At 70.0% G+C, this 16,096-nt stretch carries 14 protein-coding genes; 7 read left to right on the plus strand and 7 right to left on the minus strand.

Annotated features, from left to right (window positions below; translation table 11 throughout):
- The first annotated feature begins 206 nt into the window (after nucleotides 1–206).
- Nucleotides 207–527 (plus strand): hypothetical protein, encoded by a 321-nt coding sequence (locus tag AB0H21_RS28915; RefSeq protein WP_358522630.1) that lies wholly within the window; start codon nucleotides 207–209, stop codon nucleotides 525–527.
- Here AB0H21_RS28915 and AB0H21_RS28920 read toward each other — a convergent pair.
- The 5 genes from AB0H21_RS28920 to AB0H21_RS28940 form a co-directional block, all read right to left on the minus strand.
- Entirely contained in the window at nucleotides 511–1,722 is a 1,212-nt protein-coding gene (locus tag AB0H21_RS28920) for an aminotransferase class V-fold PLP-dependent enzyme (RefSeq protein ID WP_358522633.1), read from the minus strand. The two genes, AB0H21_RS28915 and AB0H21_RS28920, sit on opposite strands and share 17 nt — an antisense overlap.
- On the minus strand, nucleotides 1,719–2,519 hold the full coding sequence (locus AB0H21_RS28925) for a tryptophan 2,3-dioxygenase family protein (RefSeq protein ID WP_358522635.1): 801 nt from the start codon (nucleotides 2,517–2,519) through the stop codon (nucleotides 1,719–1,721). The genes AB0H21_RS28920 and AB0H21_RS28925 overlap by 4 nt, the downstream gene beginning before the upstream one ends.
- Nucleotides 2,516–4,018: a benzoate-CoA ligase family protein gene (locus tag AB0H21_RS28930; protein WP_358522637.1), complete on the minus strand. Its 1,503-nt coding sequence runs from the start codon at nucleotides 4,016–4,018 to the stop codon at nucleotides 2,516–2,518. The genes AB0H21_RS28925 and AB0H21_RS28930 overlap by 4 nt, the downstream gene beginning before the upstream one ends.
- A 174-nt stretch (nucleotides 4,019–4,192) precedes the next feature.
- Nucleotides 4,193–4,939, minus strand: coding sequence for an alpha/beta hydrolase (locus AB0H21_RS28935; protein WP_358522640.1), 747 nt, complete (start codon nucleotides 4,937–4,939; stop codon nucleotides 4,193–4,195).
- A gap of 210 nt (nucleotides 4,940–5,149) precedes the next feature.
- Nucleotides 5,150–6,388 carry a GNAT family N-acetyltransferase gene (locus tag AB0H21_RS28940; RefSeq protein ID WP_358522642.1) on the minus strand — a complete coding sequence of 413 codons (1,239 nt, stop codon included), beginning with the start codon at nucleotides 6,386–6,388 and terminating at the stop codon, nucleotides 5,150–5,152.
- A gap of 307 nt (nucleotides 6,389–6,695) precedes the next feature.
- Between AB0H21_RS28940 and AB0H21_RS28945 the strand changes: the two genes are divergently transcribed.
- Together AB0H21_RS28945 and AB0H21_RS28950 are read left to right on the plus strand one after the other, a co-directional pair.
- A complete protein-coding gene (locus tag AB0H21_RS28945) occupies nucleotides 6,696–7,481 on the plus strand; it encodes an alpha/beta fold hydrolase (protein WP_358522645.1) in 786 nt (261 codons plus the stop codon).
- A gap of 20 nt (nucleotides 7,482–7,501) precedes the next feature.
- Nucleotides 7,502–7,639 carry a hypothetical protein gene (locus AB0H21_RS28950; protein ID WP_358522647.1) on the plus strand — a complete coding sequence of 46 codons (138 nt, stop codon included), beginning with the start codon at nucleotides 7,502–7,504 and terminating at the stop codon, nucleotides 7,637–7,639.
- Between the two features lie 645 nt (nucleotides 7,640–8,284).
- On the opposite strand, the gene AB0H21_RS28955 is transcribed toward AB0H21_RS28950, so the two are convergent.
- Nucleotides 8,285–9,619, minus strand: a complete 1,335-nt coding sequence (locus tag AB0H21_RS28955; RefSeq protein WP_358522649.1) for a condensation domain-containing protein — start codon at nucleotides 9,617–9,619, stop codon at nucleotides 8,285–8,287.
- Nucleotides 9,619–11,019 carry an FAD-binding monooxygenase gene (locus AB0H21_RS28960; RefSeq protein ID WP_358522651.1) on the minus strand — a complete coding sequence of 467 codons (1,401 nt, stop codon included), beginning with the start codon at nucleotides 11,017–11,019 and terminating at the stop codon, nucleotides 9,619–9,621. Before AB0H21_RS28960 ends, AB0H21_RS28955 begins: the two co-directional genes overlap by 1 nt.
- Before the next feature lie 139 nt (nucleotides 11,020–11,158).
- Here AB0H21_RS28960 and AB0H21_RS28965 point away from each other — a divergent pair, with 139 nt between their 5' ends.
- The 4 genes from AB0H21_RS28965 (at nucleotide 11,159) to AB0H21_RS28980 (ending at nucleotide 16,069) form a co-directional block, all read left to right on the plus strand.
- Nucleotides 11,159–11,911, plus strand: coding sequence for an SDR family oxidoreductase (locus AB0H21_RS28965; protein ID WP_358522654.1), 753 nt, complete (start codon nucleotides 11,159–11,161; stop codon nucleotides 11,909–11,911).
- A gap of 101 nt (nucleotides 11,912–12,012) precedes the next feature.
- A complete protein-coding gene (locus tag AB0H21_RS28970) occupies nucleotides 12,013–13,188 on the plus strand; it encodes an acyltransferase (protein ID WP_358522656.1) in 1,176 nt (391 codons plus the stop codon).
- 13 nt (nucleotides 13,189–13,201) lie between these two features.
- The gene (locus AB0H21_RS28975) at nucleotides 13,202–14,791 is read left to right on the plus strand and encodes an MFS transporter (RefSeq protein ID WP_358522658.1); all 1,590 of its coding nucleotides are present in this window, start codon (nucleotides 13,202–13,204) and stop codon (nucleotides 14,789–14,791) included.
- A 36-nt stretch (nucleotides 14,792–14,827) separates the two neighbouring features.
- Nucleotides 14,828–16,069: a cytochrome P450 gene (locus AB0H21_RS28980; RefSeq protein ID WP_358522661.1), complete on the plus strand. Its 1,242-nt coding sequence runs from the start codon at nucleotides 14,828–14,830 to the stop codon at nucleotides 16,067–16,069.
- The last annotated feature ends 27 nt before the right edge of the window (nucleotides 16,070–16,096 follow it).

Below are 16,096 nucleotides of genomic sequence, written 5' to 3' on the forward strand. Positions count from 1 at the left end.
CCGTTCTATCGGGGCTCCGCTTCCCATGTCCGGCGGTCCATCAGATCGAGACCGTCCCTTGCCACCAGCCCTGAGGCCTTAACTTCACGGCCTTGGGCTAAAGCCCGGGGTCTCCAGCCTTCAAGGAGTTTCGATGAGGGCTGGTTCGACCGGCATCCCTACCACCGGGTCGCCTACGAGCACGTCAACAGCTACCCAGCCGGGCCTTGCCCGGCGGCGGCCCGATTCCGGTGTCGCAGGGCGCGTTGTTCGGCGACTCCGCCGGCGACCAGGACGTCATGACGCGCGCCATGGAAGACGTGCCGGCGCGCGGCGCCGATCCGGTGGCGCGCTTCACCGAGGCGACCGCCGAGGCGCAGAAGCTGCTGGACGAGTACAACGCGTACGCGATCGGCACGGGCTTCCGCGACCCGGGCGGCAGCCCCGACCACAGTCTGGGCGTGGAGTCGTTCAGCGCGGCCTCGGCGGGCCGCGACTACTCGGCCGCCGATCTGGAGAAGGTGGCCCCGCTCAGGCCGCACCGCTGATCCGGGCGATGGGCCGGTTCGCGCGCATGGCGGCCAGCTCGGCCTCCAGCGCGTCCATCGCGGCGTCGAGCTGATCGTCCGACAGGTACGGCGCGGGGCCGAGCCGCAGCATGTGGCCGCGGCTGTCGGCAAGCACGCCCCGCGCGGTCAGCCCATCACTCAGCCGCGCCGCGTGCGGTGATCGAAGCGCGAGGAAACCCGCGACGCCCGCCAGCGGCGTGCCGGTGTCCCTGCTGATCAGTCCGCCGGTGTCCATGGCGTCGAAACGCGCGGTCAGCCTGGCGAGCTGGCGCTGGGAGACCAGGCGCAGCAGGTCGGGCGTCAGGCCGTGCTCGGCGAAGAAGCCGAACACGCGTGCCGCGCGGTAGTGGCTGGTCGGGTCGTAGGTGGCCCCGGAGAAGGCCTGCGCACCCGGCGGATAGGCCACCGTGTCCGGCCCCGCCTCCGCGGCCAGGTCGGCGAACTCGGCGAACCAGCCGGTGATCACCGGGCGGAACCGCGCGGCGTGCGGCGGGACCCGCAGGAAGCAGTTTCCCTCGCCGAGCTGGAGGTACTTGTACCCGCCGCCGACGACCCACGCGGAGGGGATCGCCGCGGCGGAGAAGGGGACGACGCCGAGCGCGTGGTAGGCGTCGACGAGCAGCTGCGCGCCCCTGCGGTCACACGCGTCCGCCAGCGTTCCGAGCTCCGGCACGATCGTGGCGGTCTCGTACATCACCGCGGAGACCAGCACGGCGGCGGTCCTGTCGTCGACCGCCTCCGCCAGCCGTACGGACAGGGAGCCGACGGGCTCCGCGGGCACGCGCACCACCTCCAGCCCTTCCTCCGCCAGCCGGCTGAGCTGGCGGCGCAGCGTGTGGAACTCGCCGTCGGAGGTCACCAGCCTGGGCCGGTCGCCGAGCGGCAGCGAGGACAGGAAGCGGATCACCAGCTCGTGGGTGCTGGAGCCCAGGGCCAGCTCGGCGGCGGGGTCGTCGAGCACGCGCCGGAAGCCTGCCCGCACCTCCTCCGCCTTGTCCATGGCCCGAGCCCACTTGGCGTCCACGCCGAGCGCGGCGTCATGGAACGCCTCCAGCTGACCGTCGAGCGCGACGTCTGGCCAGGCCTGGTGCGAATGGCCGGTGAGCAGCAGGCGCTCTGAGACGCGGAACATCGTGTAGTGCGGCGCGAGATACGCGGCCAGGTCGCCCGTCATGCGCCACGCACCTCCCACAACACGGGGAAGGCCGGTCTGGCCCAGGTGGCGCGCAGGTGGTCGGCGCCGGAGGTACCGCCGGTGCCGCGCCTGGCCCCGATCATGCGCTGCACCATCTTGCTGTGCCGGTAGCGCCATTCCTGCAGCAGCTGGTCCAGGTCGAGCAGGCCCTGCGCGACCTGGGCAGCCACCATGTCGTCGTGGTTGACCTGCGCGAGCACCTCACGCAGCGGCTGGGTGGCCTCGAAGGGCAGGGCGGGATTCCTGCGCAGCACCTCGGCGGGAACGGGGTAGCCCTGCAGCGACACGTAGGAGAGGAACGAGTCGAGCAGGGACGGCCTGTTCATGGCGGCCTCGATGCGCAGCCGTTCGGCGCTGCCCTCCTCGTAGTGCTCGAGCACGATGCGGTCACGCGCTCCCAGCACTGCCTCCAGCTCGCGGAACTGCGCGGACTGCGAGCCGCTCGCGGAGCCCAGGCAGTCGCGGAAACCGGCGAACTGCGCGGGCGTCAGCGTGTCCAGGACGTCTATCTGGTCGACGGCCACCTGAAGCACGGCCACGCAACGACGCAGCGTGTGCAGCGCGGGGTCGCTGTCGTCGGCCTCGAGGCGCTCCTGCAGGCAGGTCAGCTCGTGCAGCAGCAGCTTGAACCACAGTTCGTAGACCTGGTGCACGACGATGAACATCATCTCGTCGTGCGCGCGCGAGCGCGGCCGCTGGATGTCGAGCAACCGGCCGAGCTCGAGGTAGGAGGCGTAGGTCAGGCGTGTTTCCTGGGCCAGCGCGGCGTCGTTCATGCCGTCGCCTCCAGGACTCGCCTGTCCACCTTGCCGGAGGCGGTCTGCGGCAACGCGTCCACGAACATCACATCCCTCGGATACTTGTGCGGCGCCAGCCGCGCCCGCACGTAGTCCTTCACCTCCTGCGCCGTCAGTGGTGCCCCGGCCACCACGTAGGCACGGGGCAGGACGAGCCCATCCGCGCGGTAGCCCACCACCGCGCAGTCGGCCACCGCCGGATGGCCGCGCAGGCAGTTCTCGATCTCGGCGGGCGCCACCCACACGCCACCCACCTTCAGCAGGTCGTCAACGCGGCCGTGATAGACAAAGAAACCGTCGGCGTCCCTGCTCACCAGGTCGCCTGAGCGCACGGTCTGCGGGGCCACGAACGTGGCCGCCGACTTGACCGGGTCCTGCCAATACTCCAGCGCCACCGTCTCACCCGTGATCTCCAGGCGGCCCACCTCCCCATCCGGCACCGGCCCGCCATGCTCGTCCACGACCCGCAGACGGTAGCCGGGCACCGCGGTGCCGAGGCTGCCGGCACGGCTGCTGCCCGGGCGGTTGGACAGAAAGATGTGGTACGCCTCGGAGGAGCCCAGCCCGTCGGCCACCTCGACGCCGAAGGTCTCCAGCCACCTGCGGTGCAGCTCGAGCGGAAGAGCCTCGCCCGCCGAGACGCACATGCGCACGCAGCTGAGGTCCTGGCGTGCCGCGTCCGGGTGGGCCAGCATGGCGCTCATCATGGTGGGCACGTTGACCAGGATCGTGGGCCGGTGCTCGGCGATCAGCTCGAAGATCCGCCCTGCCGTGCTCCGCTCGGGAAAGACGATCCCCGCCGCACCCACGCCGAAGGGGAACAGCGCCGCCAGGTCACGCGCGTAGCCGAAGAACAGCTTCGGCACCGGCAGCACCACGTCGTCCCGGCGCAGGCCGAGCACTCCCCTGCCGTACCCCTCGAAGCTCACGTGCGGGCTCCTGGCGGGCAGTACGCACGCACGTGGCGCGCCTGTGCTGCCCGTGGTGAACTTCCACAGGGCCACGTCGTCAGGCGCCACAGGGACCGGGTCCAGCAGGTCGTCCTGCGCGCCCACCATCGAGCCGAAGTGCCGCTCGCCGGGCAGGAGTTCGTGTTCCGCCACGCCGTCCACCAGGAGGCCGCGCGCCCCGGCCGCGCGCAGCCCGTCGAGCGCGGCGGCGTCCGTGACGACGACACGGGGCTCGGCGTAGTCGAGGAAGTAGCGGTAGTCCTTGGGCTGGAGATAGGTGTAGATCTCGGCGGTGACCGCGCCGATGAGTTGTGCGCCGTACCACGTGGCGACGAACTCCGGGCCGTCGCTGAGACAGATCAGCACGCGGTCGCCGCGGCGAACCCCCAGGGCGCGCAGCGCGTTGCCGGTCCTGGCGGCCAGCGACCGCAGCTCCGCGTAGCTGAGCCGGCCCGATGGGGTGATGAGCGCGGTCCTGTCACCGTCGTTGCCGTCGAGGAACCGCTCCGCGATGTTCAGGGAATTCATGGGCACCTCCTTCGCTTCTCACGGTGCCTGGCGGTCGGTGGCGAAGGGAGGTGTAGAGCGGGCAGGAAGATGGGGCTCGCTGACAGGTTCGTGCCAATTTATCGCCGAATGCGGGATCGGGGGTGGACGCGAGGGCCTGCCGAGATGCCGACCGCGGCCTTGAACCCGCTGTGCCTAAAGACTGATGCGTTCCGGGCGGACGTGCTCGCCGATGGCGGCCGAGACCACGGGCCAGGCGCGGGAGAGCGGGTCGATGAGTTTGAAGTGGCCGACGTCAGGCAGTTCGACCAGCCTGGCGGCGGGATTTCGCGCGGCGTAGTGGCGGCTCATCTCGACGGGTACGACGCGGTCCTTGGCGCCGTGCACCAGCACCAGCCCGCCCTCGTTCCGCCACGGAAGTCGCATGGTGTCGACATGGCGTAACAGGCCGGTACGGCCGCCGACCAGCGCGGTACCCGCTCCCCCGCCGAGGCCGTCGGCCACCGTCCGGCCCACGTCCGACAGGGCGGCCAAGGCCACGACGCCGCTGATCTTCCCGCCCGAGCAGCCATGCCAGAGCGCGAGGTGCCCACCGGCCGAGTGGCCGGCCACGACGACGGGGCCGCGGGCGGGCACCTCGGCCAGGATCGTGGCGATGGCGGCGGTGATGTCGTCGAACGTGCCGGGATAGCCGCCGCCTTCGTGTCCGATCCGGCGGTACTCGGGAGAGCAGACGGTGTAGCCGTCGGCGGCCAAGGCGTCGGCCATGGGGCGCGTGTGGAGCCGGTCGTACTCGGCTCGCCAGAACCCGCCGTGCACGAGGATGACGACCCCGCGTTCCCCTCCCTTCAGGACGTCGATGACCTGTTCGGGGTGGGGTCCGTAGCGGATGACACGGTCGGGCGTTCTGACGTGGCGTGACAGCAGCTCGTTGTAAGGCATGGCGCGAGCCTACGGCTGCCCGGGGCCGCCGCCCATGGCTGCCGCTGGCAGGAAGGTGCTGGTGGCCGGGCATCAACCGGAAACGCGAAATCCCGTCCGATCAGCTGATCGGACGGGATCCCGTCAACTTTCTTCCACAGAATCGATCCCCAATGTGCGATGGACCCCTGCCGTACAGCGCGTGCAGGTTCACGCTCTGGGTGCCGGTGGTCAGAAGAGTTCGAAGGCGTAGGGCGACTTGTGCCATCTGAACGCCGTCGAGGCCGCGGCGAGCGCCCCGTGCCGTACCTCCTTGACCAGGCCCGCCTCGACCAGCGCCGACAGCGAGGTGCCTCCCATGTAGGCCGCCCCCAGCGCGCGGACGTCGAACCACAGCTCGGGCTGCTCAGAGGTGGGCGTGCAGGTGGCCCCCTCCGGGGAGCCGGTCAGCCGCCAGGTGCCCGAGTTCTCCGGCATGAAGTCGTCGGTGACCTCGATCACGACGTCGATCGGCGTCGCGTACCTCCTGGCGGCGAGCGCCTTGGGCACGTCCACGACGCGGATCCACAGCGCGTCACACAGGTGCGCGTCGAGCTGGCGCGGCTCGCCGACCCAGTAGAACAGAGGCTCGTCGACGCTGACCGCCCAGGTCGAGGCCGAGCGAGTGAGGTCGACGGACAGCAGGAATCGCCACAGCGCACGGTACGCCTCAGGGGTGGTCGAGACCTGCTCGATCACGACGACGTCGCTGATGGGGCCGTTGGCGGTCCAGTTGCCCCTGACCCGCCACAAGGCGTAGCCGTCGATGCCGTCATCGCCCTCGTGGACCGCGACGCGCAGCGCGGAGGCGCCCTGGCGCATCGCCATCGTGTCGGCCAGCCGGTAGTCCCAGTGAGCGGCGGTGCGCTCTGACCAGCCGGGGCGGTCGGCGTACACCTGGTCGTAGACCTTGACCAGCGCGTCGCGCAGGTCGGCGACCGTCCCCTCGACGATCCTGCCGGGCTCCTCGCCCTTCGGCACGGTGACCTCGCGGGCGTTGACGTTGAGCCCGAGCCTGCGCACCGACAGGCCATAGCCGAAGCGGTGGTAGATGCGGCCCTCGCTGGCCCAGCAGAGCGTGATGGCCTCGCCGAGCGCCCGCGCGTCCTCGAAGTGCTTGCGCATCAGGCGCGTGAGGATGCCCTGGCGTCGCATGGTGGCCGACACCGCGCCCCTGCAGCCGTGCGCGGCGGGCACTACCGCGCCTGGGACGGCGATCTGGCGGGTGTTCGCGCCGAGCGTGCCGACGACGCGGCCGCCGGCGCGTACGATCAGCGAGCGGCTCGGCTCGAAGAGCGGGCGCTCTGCCTCAAGGCTCTGCGGGTCGCCGTCGATGTTGATGCCCCCGGAGAACATCGCATAAATGTCCTCCCAATCCTCATGGGTCGGAACCTCGATCGTCACTTCGTCGTTCTGGACAGCCACAGCCATGACCAAAGCCTCCGGATTGTCGATGCCTTTCGTATGGTCGCGTGGCCATCTCCCGTGCTTCACCTCCTGAGTTGCGCACCGTTCGCAGGTCACGAAAAATATCCGCAGCGACTTTGAAGATGCCGGGTTTCTGGCAAGTTCTGGGAAGTGGAGGCCGGCGCGGCGCCCGCGGCGTCTTCTGCCGTGCGACACGCGCACCCCTCGGAAAGCACTCTCGGAGAAGACCGGCGACCGATCTTGCGGCATCTTGGATGGACCTGTGCCCAGGCGGCACGCCTTCAGTCAACAGAAGAGCGGAGAGACTCACATGCATGTGACGTCGGCAGACGGTACCACCGTTGCCTACGACAAGTCAGGATCCGGTCCGGCGGTGGTGCTGGTCCAGGGCGGATTCAGCGATCGGACGCACCCGATCTGGGCAGGGCTGGCAGCCGCGCTGTCGGAGGAGTTCACGGTCTACAACTACGACCGGCGCGGGCGCGGCGACAGCGGCGACAGCGAGTCGTACGAGGTGGAGCGCGAGATCGAAGACCTGGCCGCGGTGATCGAGGCGGCCGGGGGCTCGGCGGCGGTGTTCGGGGGGTCGTCGGGCGGGGCGCTGGCGCTGCGGGCGGCCGCGGCGGGGCTGCCGATCACCAAGCTGGCGGTGTATGAGCCGCCGTTCATCATCGACGACAGCAGGGCGCCGATCGCCGAGGACTTCCGCGAGCAGCTGGCCACGCTGGTGGCGGAGGGCAAGCGGGGCGAGGTCGTCGAGCGGTTCATGGTCGAGGCGGCCGAGGTGCCCGCCGAGATGGTCGGGCCGATGCGGGAGTCCCCGTACTGGGAGGGGATGAAGGCGGTGGCGCACACGCTGGTGTACGAGGCGGCGGTGTGCGGGCCGGGCAACCGGCTGCCGGTCGAGGACCTGGAGAAGGTCGAGGCGCCGACCCTGGCCCTGGCCGGCGGCAACAGCGGCGCCTGGATGCAGTCGGCGGGCAAGGCGGTGGCGCAGGCGGTGCCCAACGCGGAGTTCACCGTGCTGGACGGCCACGGCCACGACATCGCCCCTGAGGCGCTGGCGCCGCCCCTGGCCGCCTACTTCCGCGACTGATCCAGCCGGGCAACGTCAAAATGTGCCGGCCTCTGCTTTCGGCCGACGATGGATCAACGGCCGAGAGGAAGTGGACGCACATGGAGATCACCTGGGACCTGGGTGAGGTCGACGAGAGCGCCGAGGAGTTCGACGTGCTCATGACGAAGTCGTACTGACCGGCGTCGTCCCCGGGCGGCCGGGACAACAGAACGGGACGTCAACGGGGCGGGCCGCCATGGAACAAGCCCCGACGTCCGTGTCGCTCCCCCGAGGAGCTCGCGCTCGGCTGGACCTCGGGCGGGCCGGCGCGTGGTGCGGCCCAACCTGCGCGGCAGCAGGCTCATCGACCCCGCGGTGTCCGCGCCGCTGCCCGAGCGGTACGGCGCCGACGACGTGGACGACGCGGTGATGGTGCTGCGCGAGACCACCGTGGGTCCCGTGGTGACCGGCGGGCTCGGCTACGGTGGCCATCTGGCCTCACGTCTCGCGCCGGCGGCCCCTGAAGTGTGCGGCGCCTTCCTGCTGTGCTCGTTCCTGCGCTCGGCGGACCTGCACGAGGCCGAACACGCCCCCGTCAAGGCATTCATGAGGACGGCGAGGTTCGCCCCCGATGACACGCTCGCGGCGGTTCCGCTCTTCGTGGCGCACGGCGACAGGGACCCCCGCATCCCCGTGGACGCCGTCCGGGCCCATCTCCCGCGCCTGCACCCGGACTCCGAGTGGGTGGAACCGGCGGGAGAGGGCCACGGAATGCTCACCGACCAGGCGGCCAGACAGGTGTTCCCCGACTTTTCCGCTGGCTGGACCGCCTGGGGTGAGCCTCAGAGCTCCAGCGGGCCGTGGAGGTCCGCGGTCAGCCGCTTCAACAGCTCGCCGAAGTCCTCGACCATCCCGTCGACCGTCTGCTGGCCGTACAGGTTGGTGTTGAAGGCGAACGAGCCCACTATGTCCCCGCTGGAGTCGATCTCCAGGTGCCACATGGCGCCGTCAGGCACGTCGCCACCGTCCCACTGGGACACCTGCCTCCTGCGGATCACCGAGTACTCGAACGCGCCCGCGCTCCCGCGGTCGCCGCCGAGCGGTGACTTGAAGACCTGGAAGGCGACCACGCCGGCGTCGTCACGCATCACAGGGGTCATCAGCTCCGGCGCCACGCCGAGGATCTGCCCGAACGGCAGGTCGTGCGCGTAGGCCCCGACGCAGGCCTGCCGCGTGGACACGATCACGTCTCTGAAGGAACGGCAGGCCTCCAGATTCACGCGGAAGGGCAGGAAGTTGAAGAACGACCCGATGGTGTCGTGGAATCGGGCCGGCCCGCGACCCGAGGAGAAGCTCGGCACGACGACGTCGCCGGTCCCCTCACGCCGGCCCACATAGACCGTGTACGCGGCCAGCAGCACCATGAAGGGCGAGCTCCGCGTCTCCTTCACGATGTCCTTGACGGCCTCGGTCACCGCCTTGGGGAAGGTGAACCGCTGCCACGCCGTGGTCTTGGGCAGGCCCGCGGATCGCAGGTGATCGGTCCTGGTGCCGAGCATCCCCGCGCCACGCAGGTTGTCACGCCAATATGCCAGCGACCGCTCGCCGTCGTCCTGGCCGGCGCCCGCGCGTTCCCAGTCCACGTAGTCGCGGTACTGCGGCACCTCCGGCAGGGGCGAGGGCCGGTGCCCGGTGCGCACGGCGTACCCGTACGCGAGATCCCGCATGAGCAGCTGCATCGACCACTCGTCGACGGCGGTGTGGTGGGCGATCAGTCCCAGGACCGCGTCGTCGTCGTCGAAGCGGCCGAGCACCGCGCGGATCAGCGGCAGCTCCTTGATGGGGAACGGCTCCGCCTCCGCGTCCGTGAGCAGCTGCTCCGCGCGCCTGTCCCGGTCATCGCCCGGCAGCTCGTGCACGGTCAGCCGGACCCGGCTCGGCGGATGGACGACCTGGTGGCCGTCGCCGCTCCGGAAGATCTCGGTGCGCAGCGCCTCGTGCCGCGCCACCACCTCGTCCAGCGCCTCCTGCAGCACGGCGGGGTCGACGGGCCCGGCCAGGCGCCAGCCGCAGACGATGATGTAGCGGGGACCGAACGGACCCGCCTCGTCGCCCGAGTCAAAGGCGCGCAGGAACCCCTGGTTCCACGAGAGCGGAAACAGCTCTGTGACGTTCACTATTTCTCACTCCTCGCCAGGGCCTTGGACTGGGCGGCGCGCCGCGGCGACTGCGCGGGCGTGCCGACCCATGGCAGCGCGTTCCACAGGATGCGGGCGAGCATGGGCGGCCGCATGAGCGCCTCCGGCCCGTCGACGAGCCCCGCGCCGCGCATGTAGGCCGCGGCCACCTCGGGGTCCTTGGTGGCCGCCTGCTGCACGAGACCGAGGAAGGTCTGGGCCATGCGGACCTTGGCGCTGCGCTCGCCCTCCACGCCCGGGAAGCCCATGTCGACCGTGTGCGTCATCTCCCACGGCGGGCCGATGACGTTGCGCGCCAGATCGCCGAAATACTGGAAGGGGTCCGGCAGCGCGCCGGTGTGCAGGTGCTGGCGGATGACCAGCGCGGCGAGCGCGGCCACGGTCATGCCCTGCGCGTAGACCGGGTTGAAGCAGGCCAACGCGTCGCCGGTCACCAGCAGGCCGTCGGGGAAGCGTGTCAGCTTCTCGTAACGTCGCCGCAGCGTCGTCGGGAAGCGGAAGGCGACAGGCTCGTCCAACGGCACCGCGTGCTGGACCGCCTCGTAGATGTCAGGGACGGCGAGCGACTTCAGCCACGCGTACAGCCCTTCCTGATCGGTGGGCGGATGGTCGCCGAGGATGCCGTAGGTGGTCAGCTCGACGCGGTCGCCGTCGGTCTTGGTGAAGATGGCGCCGCGCGGCAGGTCCTTGTTGGCGACCGGGTTGATCGACAGGTCGCCGTGGTAGGGGTCGGCGGTCAGCCTGTAGTGCTGCGTGACGTACCCCAGGCCGATCTTCTTCCGCTCCTCCTCGACCCGCGGATAGCCTTGGGCCTCCAGCCAGATCGGCGTGCGGGAGCCGCGTCCCGTGGCGTCGACCACCAGGTCGGCGTCGATGACGTGCGCACCGCCCTCGCCGTCGAGCGGCTGCACCTTGGCGCCGATGACCCGGCTCCCGTCAGCGGTGAACTCCAGGCCGAGGATGTCGTGGCGTTCGGCGAAGACCACGCCCGGCAGGACCCTGGTTCTCTCTCTGATGTGGTGTTCCAGCTTGGGGCGGCTGGCCGCCACGCACACCAGGCCTGCGTGGTGGCGCTGGAGCGGCTTGCCGTTGAAGTACCAGCGGACGTCACCGGCCAGGTCGCCGGTCGGCACGCCGTCGGCGAACAGTCCCTCGGTGATCCCCGGGTACAGTTCCTCCATGACCTGCTGGCCGCGGGCCAGCAGGCCGTTGATGTGCCGGCTCTGCGGGCATCCGCGCCGCGGGCCTTCCACACCGATCAGCTCGTCTCGGTCGACGACGACCACCTCGTCGTAGGCGTCGGAGAGCACTCTGGCGGCGAAGAGCCCCGCGAGACTGCCGCCGAGCACCACCGCACGGGTCTTTGACTCATCACCCATTGGATCGCCTCCTGCGCGCTTTAGCGTTCACCACAGGGTCACATCGGAGAAGATGCGTAACATCTTCTGAATTGCTGGCCGCGCGCGACAGCGCAATTCTTCAGAAATTCCGCGCGGGGCGGCATGTGATTCTGATCCCATGAACGAGTTTTCCGACAAAGCGGTTCTCATCACCGGCGGCGGCAGCGGCATGGGGCTGGCCACCGCACAGCGGCTCCTTTCCGAGGGCGCGCGGGTCGTGCTCGCGGGACGCAGCCCCGAGCGCCTGGACAAGGCTGTGCGCGAGCTCGACGCGGGCGACCGCGTGCTCGCCGTGCCCACCGACGTGTCGCGCCCGGCCGAGGTCGGCGCGCTGGTCTCGCGCGTCGAGGAGGGCTTCGGCAGGCTCGACGGCGTGTTCGCCAACGCGGGCGTGGCCGGCTTCTCGCGCAGCGGCGACGTCACCGAGGAGGCCTTCGACGACATCGTCGCCACCAACCTCAAGGGCGTCTACTTCACCATCCAGCAGGCGGTGCGGCTGATGACCGGCGGCGGCTCCGTCGTCGTCAACGGCTCCTGGCTGACCCACCGCGGGCTGGCCTTCACCTCGGTGTACGCGGCCAGCAAGGCCGGCGTGATCAACCTGATCCGGACGCTGGCGGCCGACCTGGCGCCCAGCGGCATCCGGATCAACGCCATCAGCCCCGGCTACATCGTCACCGAGATGTTCGAGGGCATCGCCCAAACCCCCGAGGCGCAGGAGGCCTGCCGGGCGCAGGTGGCGCTCGGGCGGCTCGGCACCGCCGAGGACGTGGCGGACGCGGCGGCGTTCCTGCTCTCGCCGCGCTCGTCGTACATCACCGGCCAGGAACTCCGGGTGGACGGCGGGCTCACCACCTCCGTTCCCCTCTGATCCGGCGGCCTGCTCATTCGAAGTCCGCACGTGGCGAGATGCGGCGGGCAGATGGCCGCACAAAAGATGGAGCAGGGCATTCTGAGAGAAAGGAGCCCATCGTGACCTCCACACCCCCTGCCGTGCGCGGAGATCTGCCCGCACTAACGGGAATGCGCATCATCGCCGCGTTACTGGTCTTCCTGAGTCACGTCATCTTCCCCTTCACGCAGGGGAACCAGAATATGGCCACCCCATACGCGGACGACGGCATCACCCAGAAGCTGATATGGCTGCTATATCCCGGCGGTACCATCGGAGTGTCGTTCTTCTTCATCCTGAGCGGCTTCGTGATCACGTGGGCGGCCAAGCCGGGTGACCGGATCCGCGCCTACTACCGGCGCCGCGTCGTGAAGATCATGCCGAACCACGTGGTGACGTGGGCGCTTGCCATGCTGCTGTTCGCCGGCTCGTACACGCTTCTGTGGGGCCTGCCGAACCTGCTGCTGCTCAACGTCTTCGTCAACGACAACGCCATCTGGGGCGGCGCGAACATGCCGGCCTGGTCGCTGAGCGCGGAGATGCTGTTCTACCTGCTCTTCCCCGCGCTGATCATCCCGATCAGGAAGATCGCCGACAACCGGCTGTGGCTGTGGGCGGGGCTGGCCTTCGCCGGCATGGCCCTCATGTGCCTGGTCACGCTGACGCTGCTGCCCGACGCGCCCAAGTACCCGGGCGAGGCGCTGTCGCTGCCGCAGTTCTGGTTCATCTACCTGTTCCCGCCCGTGCGGCTGTTCGAGTTCGTGCTCGGCATGATCCTGGCCAGGATCGTCGCCGCGGGCAGGTGGCCGCGCATCGGGGTGCTCCCCGTGATGGCGCTGATGGTGATCGCGTACGCGGCCACGCTGTACGTCCCCTCGCCCTACAGCGTCTCCCTGGTGACCACCATCCCCTTCGCGCTGGCCATCGGCACCTTCGCCCAGGCCAACCTGAAGGGCAGGAAGACGTTCTTCGGCACCAGGCCGATGGTCTGGCTGGGACAGATCTCCTTCGGCTTCTACCTGACACAGTCCATCGTCCTCTACTGGCTGCGCGAGGCGGTGCTCGGCAAGGCCGAGTACGGGCCCGTGGGCGGCACGCTACTCGTGATCGGGCTCGCCGGCGTCACCGTCGTGACAGGCTGGCTGCTCTACACACTGGTGGAGCGCCCGGCCATGAAGTACTGGAGCAGATCCCGCAAGCCTCCGGTACCACTGGAGCCGGCCGAGCAGGCGCCCACGGGCGCGCTGACCAACTGAGGAAGGGATCTAGATGGACGTGAACGCACCAACGAAGGCCGGCACCCGCGAGTGGCTGGCGCTGGCCATCCTGGCTCTGCCGACACTGCTGCTCTCGATCGACATGAGCGTGCTCTACCTGGCGCTCCCCCACCTCAGCTCGGATCTGGGGGCCTCGCTGACCCAGCAGCTCTGGATCACCGACATCTACGGCTTCGTCATCGGCGGCCTCCTGGTCACCATGGGCCGGCTCGGTGACCTGATCGGGCGGCGCAAGCTGCTGCTCATCGGCGCAGCCGCCTTCACCGCCGCGTCGGTGCTGGCCGCCTACTCCTCCAGCGCCGAGATGCTCATCGTCTCACGCGCGCTGCTCGGCGTCGCCGGCTCGACGATCATGCCGTCGACGATGTCGCTGATCGCCACCATCTTCAAGGACCCCGCGCAGATGGGCACCGCCATCTCGGTCTGGATGGCCTGCTTCATGGGCGGCGTCGCGCTCGGCCCCGTGGTCGGCGGCGTGATGCTGGAGAACTTCTGGTGGGGCTCGGTGTTCCTGCTGGCCGTGCCGGTCATGGTGCTGCTGCTCGCGACCGGGCCCGCGCTGCTGCCCGAGCACCGCGACCCCGAGGGCGGCCGGCTCGACCTGCCCAGCGTCGCGCTGTCGCTGGCGGCCATCCTGCCCTTCGTCTACGGGCTGAAGGAGCTGGCCAAGCACGGCTGGCAGCTCTGGTACGCCGTCGCCATCGTGGTGGGCCTCGCCTTCGCCCTGGCGTTCGTGCGGCGGCAGCGCAGGCTGGACTCGCCGCTGCTGGACCTGAAGCTGTTCAAGCTGCCGGTCTTCCGGGCCGCGGTGTCGATCATGGTTCTCGGCGGCATCGTCAACGGCAGCTTCTTCCTGGTCAGCATGTTCCTGCAGACCGTGGTCGGCCTGTCGCCGCTGCAGACGGGCCTGTGGGTGTTGCCCTCGACCGCGGCCACCATCGCCAGCGTGCTGCTGGCCCCCGTGATCGCGCGCAAGGTGCGCCCCGGGTACGTCATCACGGCGGGCCTGGTCGTCGTGGCGACCGGCTATTTCGTGCTGAGCCAGATCGACGTCACCTCCGGCGTGGGCATCGTGCTGACCGGCCTGATCATCGGCTCGATCGGCGCGGGGCCGATGGGCGCGCTCGGCAACGCGTTGATCTTCGGCTCCGTCCCGCCCGAGCGGGCGGGCTCGGCCTCCGCGGTCTCCGAGACCGGCGGCGAGCTGGGCATCGCGCTCGGCGTGGCCGCGCTGGGCAGCGTCGGCACCGCCGTCTACAGCGTGCAGATCGCCGGCACGCTGCCCCCGTCCGTACCGCCCGCCCTCGCGGACACCGCGAGCGAGGGCATCACGGGCGCGATCAACGCGGCCCAGCAGGTGGCCGCGCCCGTGGCCGCCGAGCTGCTCGCCGCCGGGCGCGAGGCCTTCACCACGGCGGTCAACGCCGCCACCGGCGTCAGCGCGGTGCTGGCCCTGTGCCTGGCCGCCGTCGCGCTGATCACGCTCAGGAAGGTGCCGCCGGCTTCCGCGCAGGCCATGGAGGCGGCGCCCGAGGAGCCTTCCGCCGACGCCGCCGAGGAGCCCGCGTCGGCCAAAACCTGACACCGTCCAAATCGCTGAGTTCTATGGGAGACCACCGTGGAAAGACGCTGCCCCGTTCTCGACACCACCGGCCGTGACATCCATGCGGAAACCGACTTCCTGCGCTCTCAGGGCCACGCCGTCCAGGTGGAGCTCCCCGGTGGGGTGCTCGCCTGGTCGGTCAACACCCACGAGGCGGTCAGGCAGCTGCTCGCCGAGCCCAACGTCACCAAGAGCGCGCGCAACCACTGGCCCGCGTTCATCAACGGCGAGATCCCGCCCGACTGGGAGATGATCAGCTGGATCGCCATGGACAACATGGTCACCGCGTACGGCAATAACCACGTCCGGCTGCGCCGGCTGGTCGGCAAGGCCTTCACGCCGCGCAGGACCGAGGCGATCAAGCCGCGCATCACGGCGCTGACGAACGGGCTCCTGGACGCGCTGGCGGCGACGGAGCCCGGCGAGGTGGTCGACCTGCGGGAGCGGTTCGCCTATCCGCTGCCGGCCATGCTGGTCGCGGACCTGATCGGCATGTCGGAGGAGGCCCGGGCGGCCACCGCCAAGGTCATCGACATGATGGTGGACACCACGGTCACGCCGGAGCAGGCGCAGGCGATCCTGTCCGGCTGGCGCGGCGCCATGGCCGAGCTGATCGCGGAGAAGCGGCAGAACCCGGGCGAGGACATCACCACCGACCTGGTGACCGCGCGCGACACCGACGGCTCGCGGCTGTCGGAGGTCGAGCTCACCGACACGATCTTCGCGATCCTCGGCGCGGGCTCGGAGACCACGATCAACTTCTTCGACAACGCGATCACCGCGCTGCTCTCCAACCCCGAGCAGCTCGACCTGGTCAAGTCGGGCCAGTCCACCTGGGACGACGTGATCGACGAGGTCCTGCGGGTGGAGTCACCGCTGGCGCACCTGCCGCTGCGGTACGCCGTCACGGACATCCACCTCGACGGCGCCACCATCCCCCAGGGCGACCCGATCCTGATCAACTACGCCGCGGTGGGCCGCGACCCGGCCCTGCACGGCGCGGACGCGGGCACCTTCGACATCACCCGGCCGAACAAGGAGCACCTGTCGTTCGGGTACGGCCCGCACTACTGCCTCGGCGTCTCCATCGCCAGGGCGGTCGCCACGATCGGGCTGTCGTCGCTGTTCGAGCGGTTCCCCGAGCTCAGCCTGGCAGTGGACAAGCAGGACCTGGCGCCGCTGCCGACGTTCATCATGAACGGGCACCGGGCGCTTCCCGTGCGCCTGACCGCCCCGGTTGCCGCAGCGGTGTCCTAGACGCATGAAGAGCCTCCGCACCGTCCA

Source organism: Sphaerisporangium sp. NPDC051011 (genome assembly GCF_040653595.1).
Classification (GTDB): domain Bacteria; phylum Actinomycetota; class Actinomycetes; order Streptosporangiales; family Streptosporangiaceae; genus Sphaerisporangium.

Bases quoted from the DNA above. Each gene is read 5' to 3' on its own strand.
- AB0H21_RS28950 (WP_358522647.1), top strand. From the start codon at position 7,502: ATGTGCCGGCCTCTGCTTTCGGCCGACGATGGATCAACGGCCGAGAGG.
- AB0H21_RS28975 (WP_358522658.1), top strand. From the start codon at position 13,202: ATGGACGTGAACGCACCAACGAAGGCCGGCACCCGCGAGTGGCTGGCG.
- AB0H21_RS28940 (WP_358522642.1), bottom strand. From the start codon at position 6,388: ATGGCTGTGGCTGTCCAGAACGACGAAGTGACGATCGAGGTTCCGACC.
- AB0H21_RS28965 (WP_358522654.1), top strand. From the start codon at position 11,159: ATGAACGAGTTTTCCGACAAAGCGGTTCTCATCACCGGCGGCGGCAGC.
- AB0H21_RS28925 (WP_358522635.1), bottom strand. From the start codon at position 2,519: ATGAACGACGCCGCGCTGGCCCAGGAAACACGCCTGACCTACGCCTCC.
- AB0H21_RS28945 (WP_358522645.1), top strand. From the start codon at position 6,696: ATGCATGTGACGTCGGCAGACGGTACCACCGTTGCCTACGACAAGTCA.
- AB0H21_RS28935 (WP_358522640.1), bottom strand. From the start codon at position 4,939: ATGCCTTACAACGAGCTGCTGTCACGCCACGTCAGAACGCCCGACCGT.
- AB0H21_RS28930 (WP_358522637.1), bottom strand. From the start codon at position 4,018: ATGAATTCCCTGAACATCGCGGAGCGGTTCCTCGACGGCAACGACGGT.
- AB0H21_RS28960 (WP_358522651.1), bottom strand. From the start codon at position 11,019: ATGGGTGATGAGTCAAAGACCCGTGCGGTGGTGCTCGGCGGCAGTCTC.
- AB0H21_RS28920 (WP_358522633.1), bottom strand. From the start codon at position 1,722: ATGACGGGCGACCTGGCCGCGTATCTCGCGCCGCACTACACGATGTTC.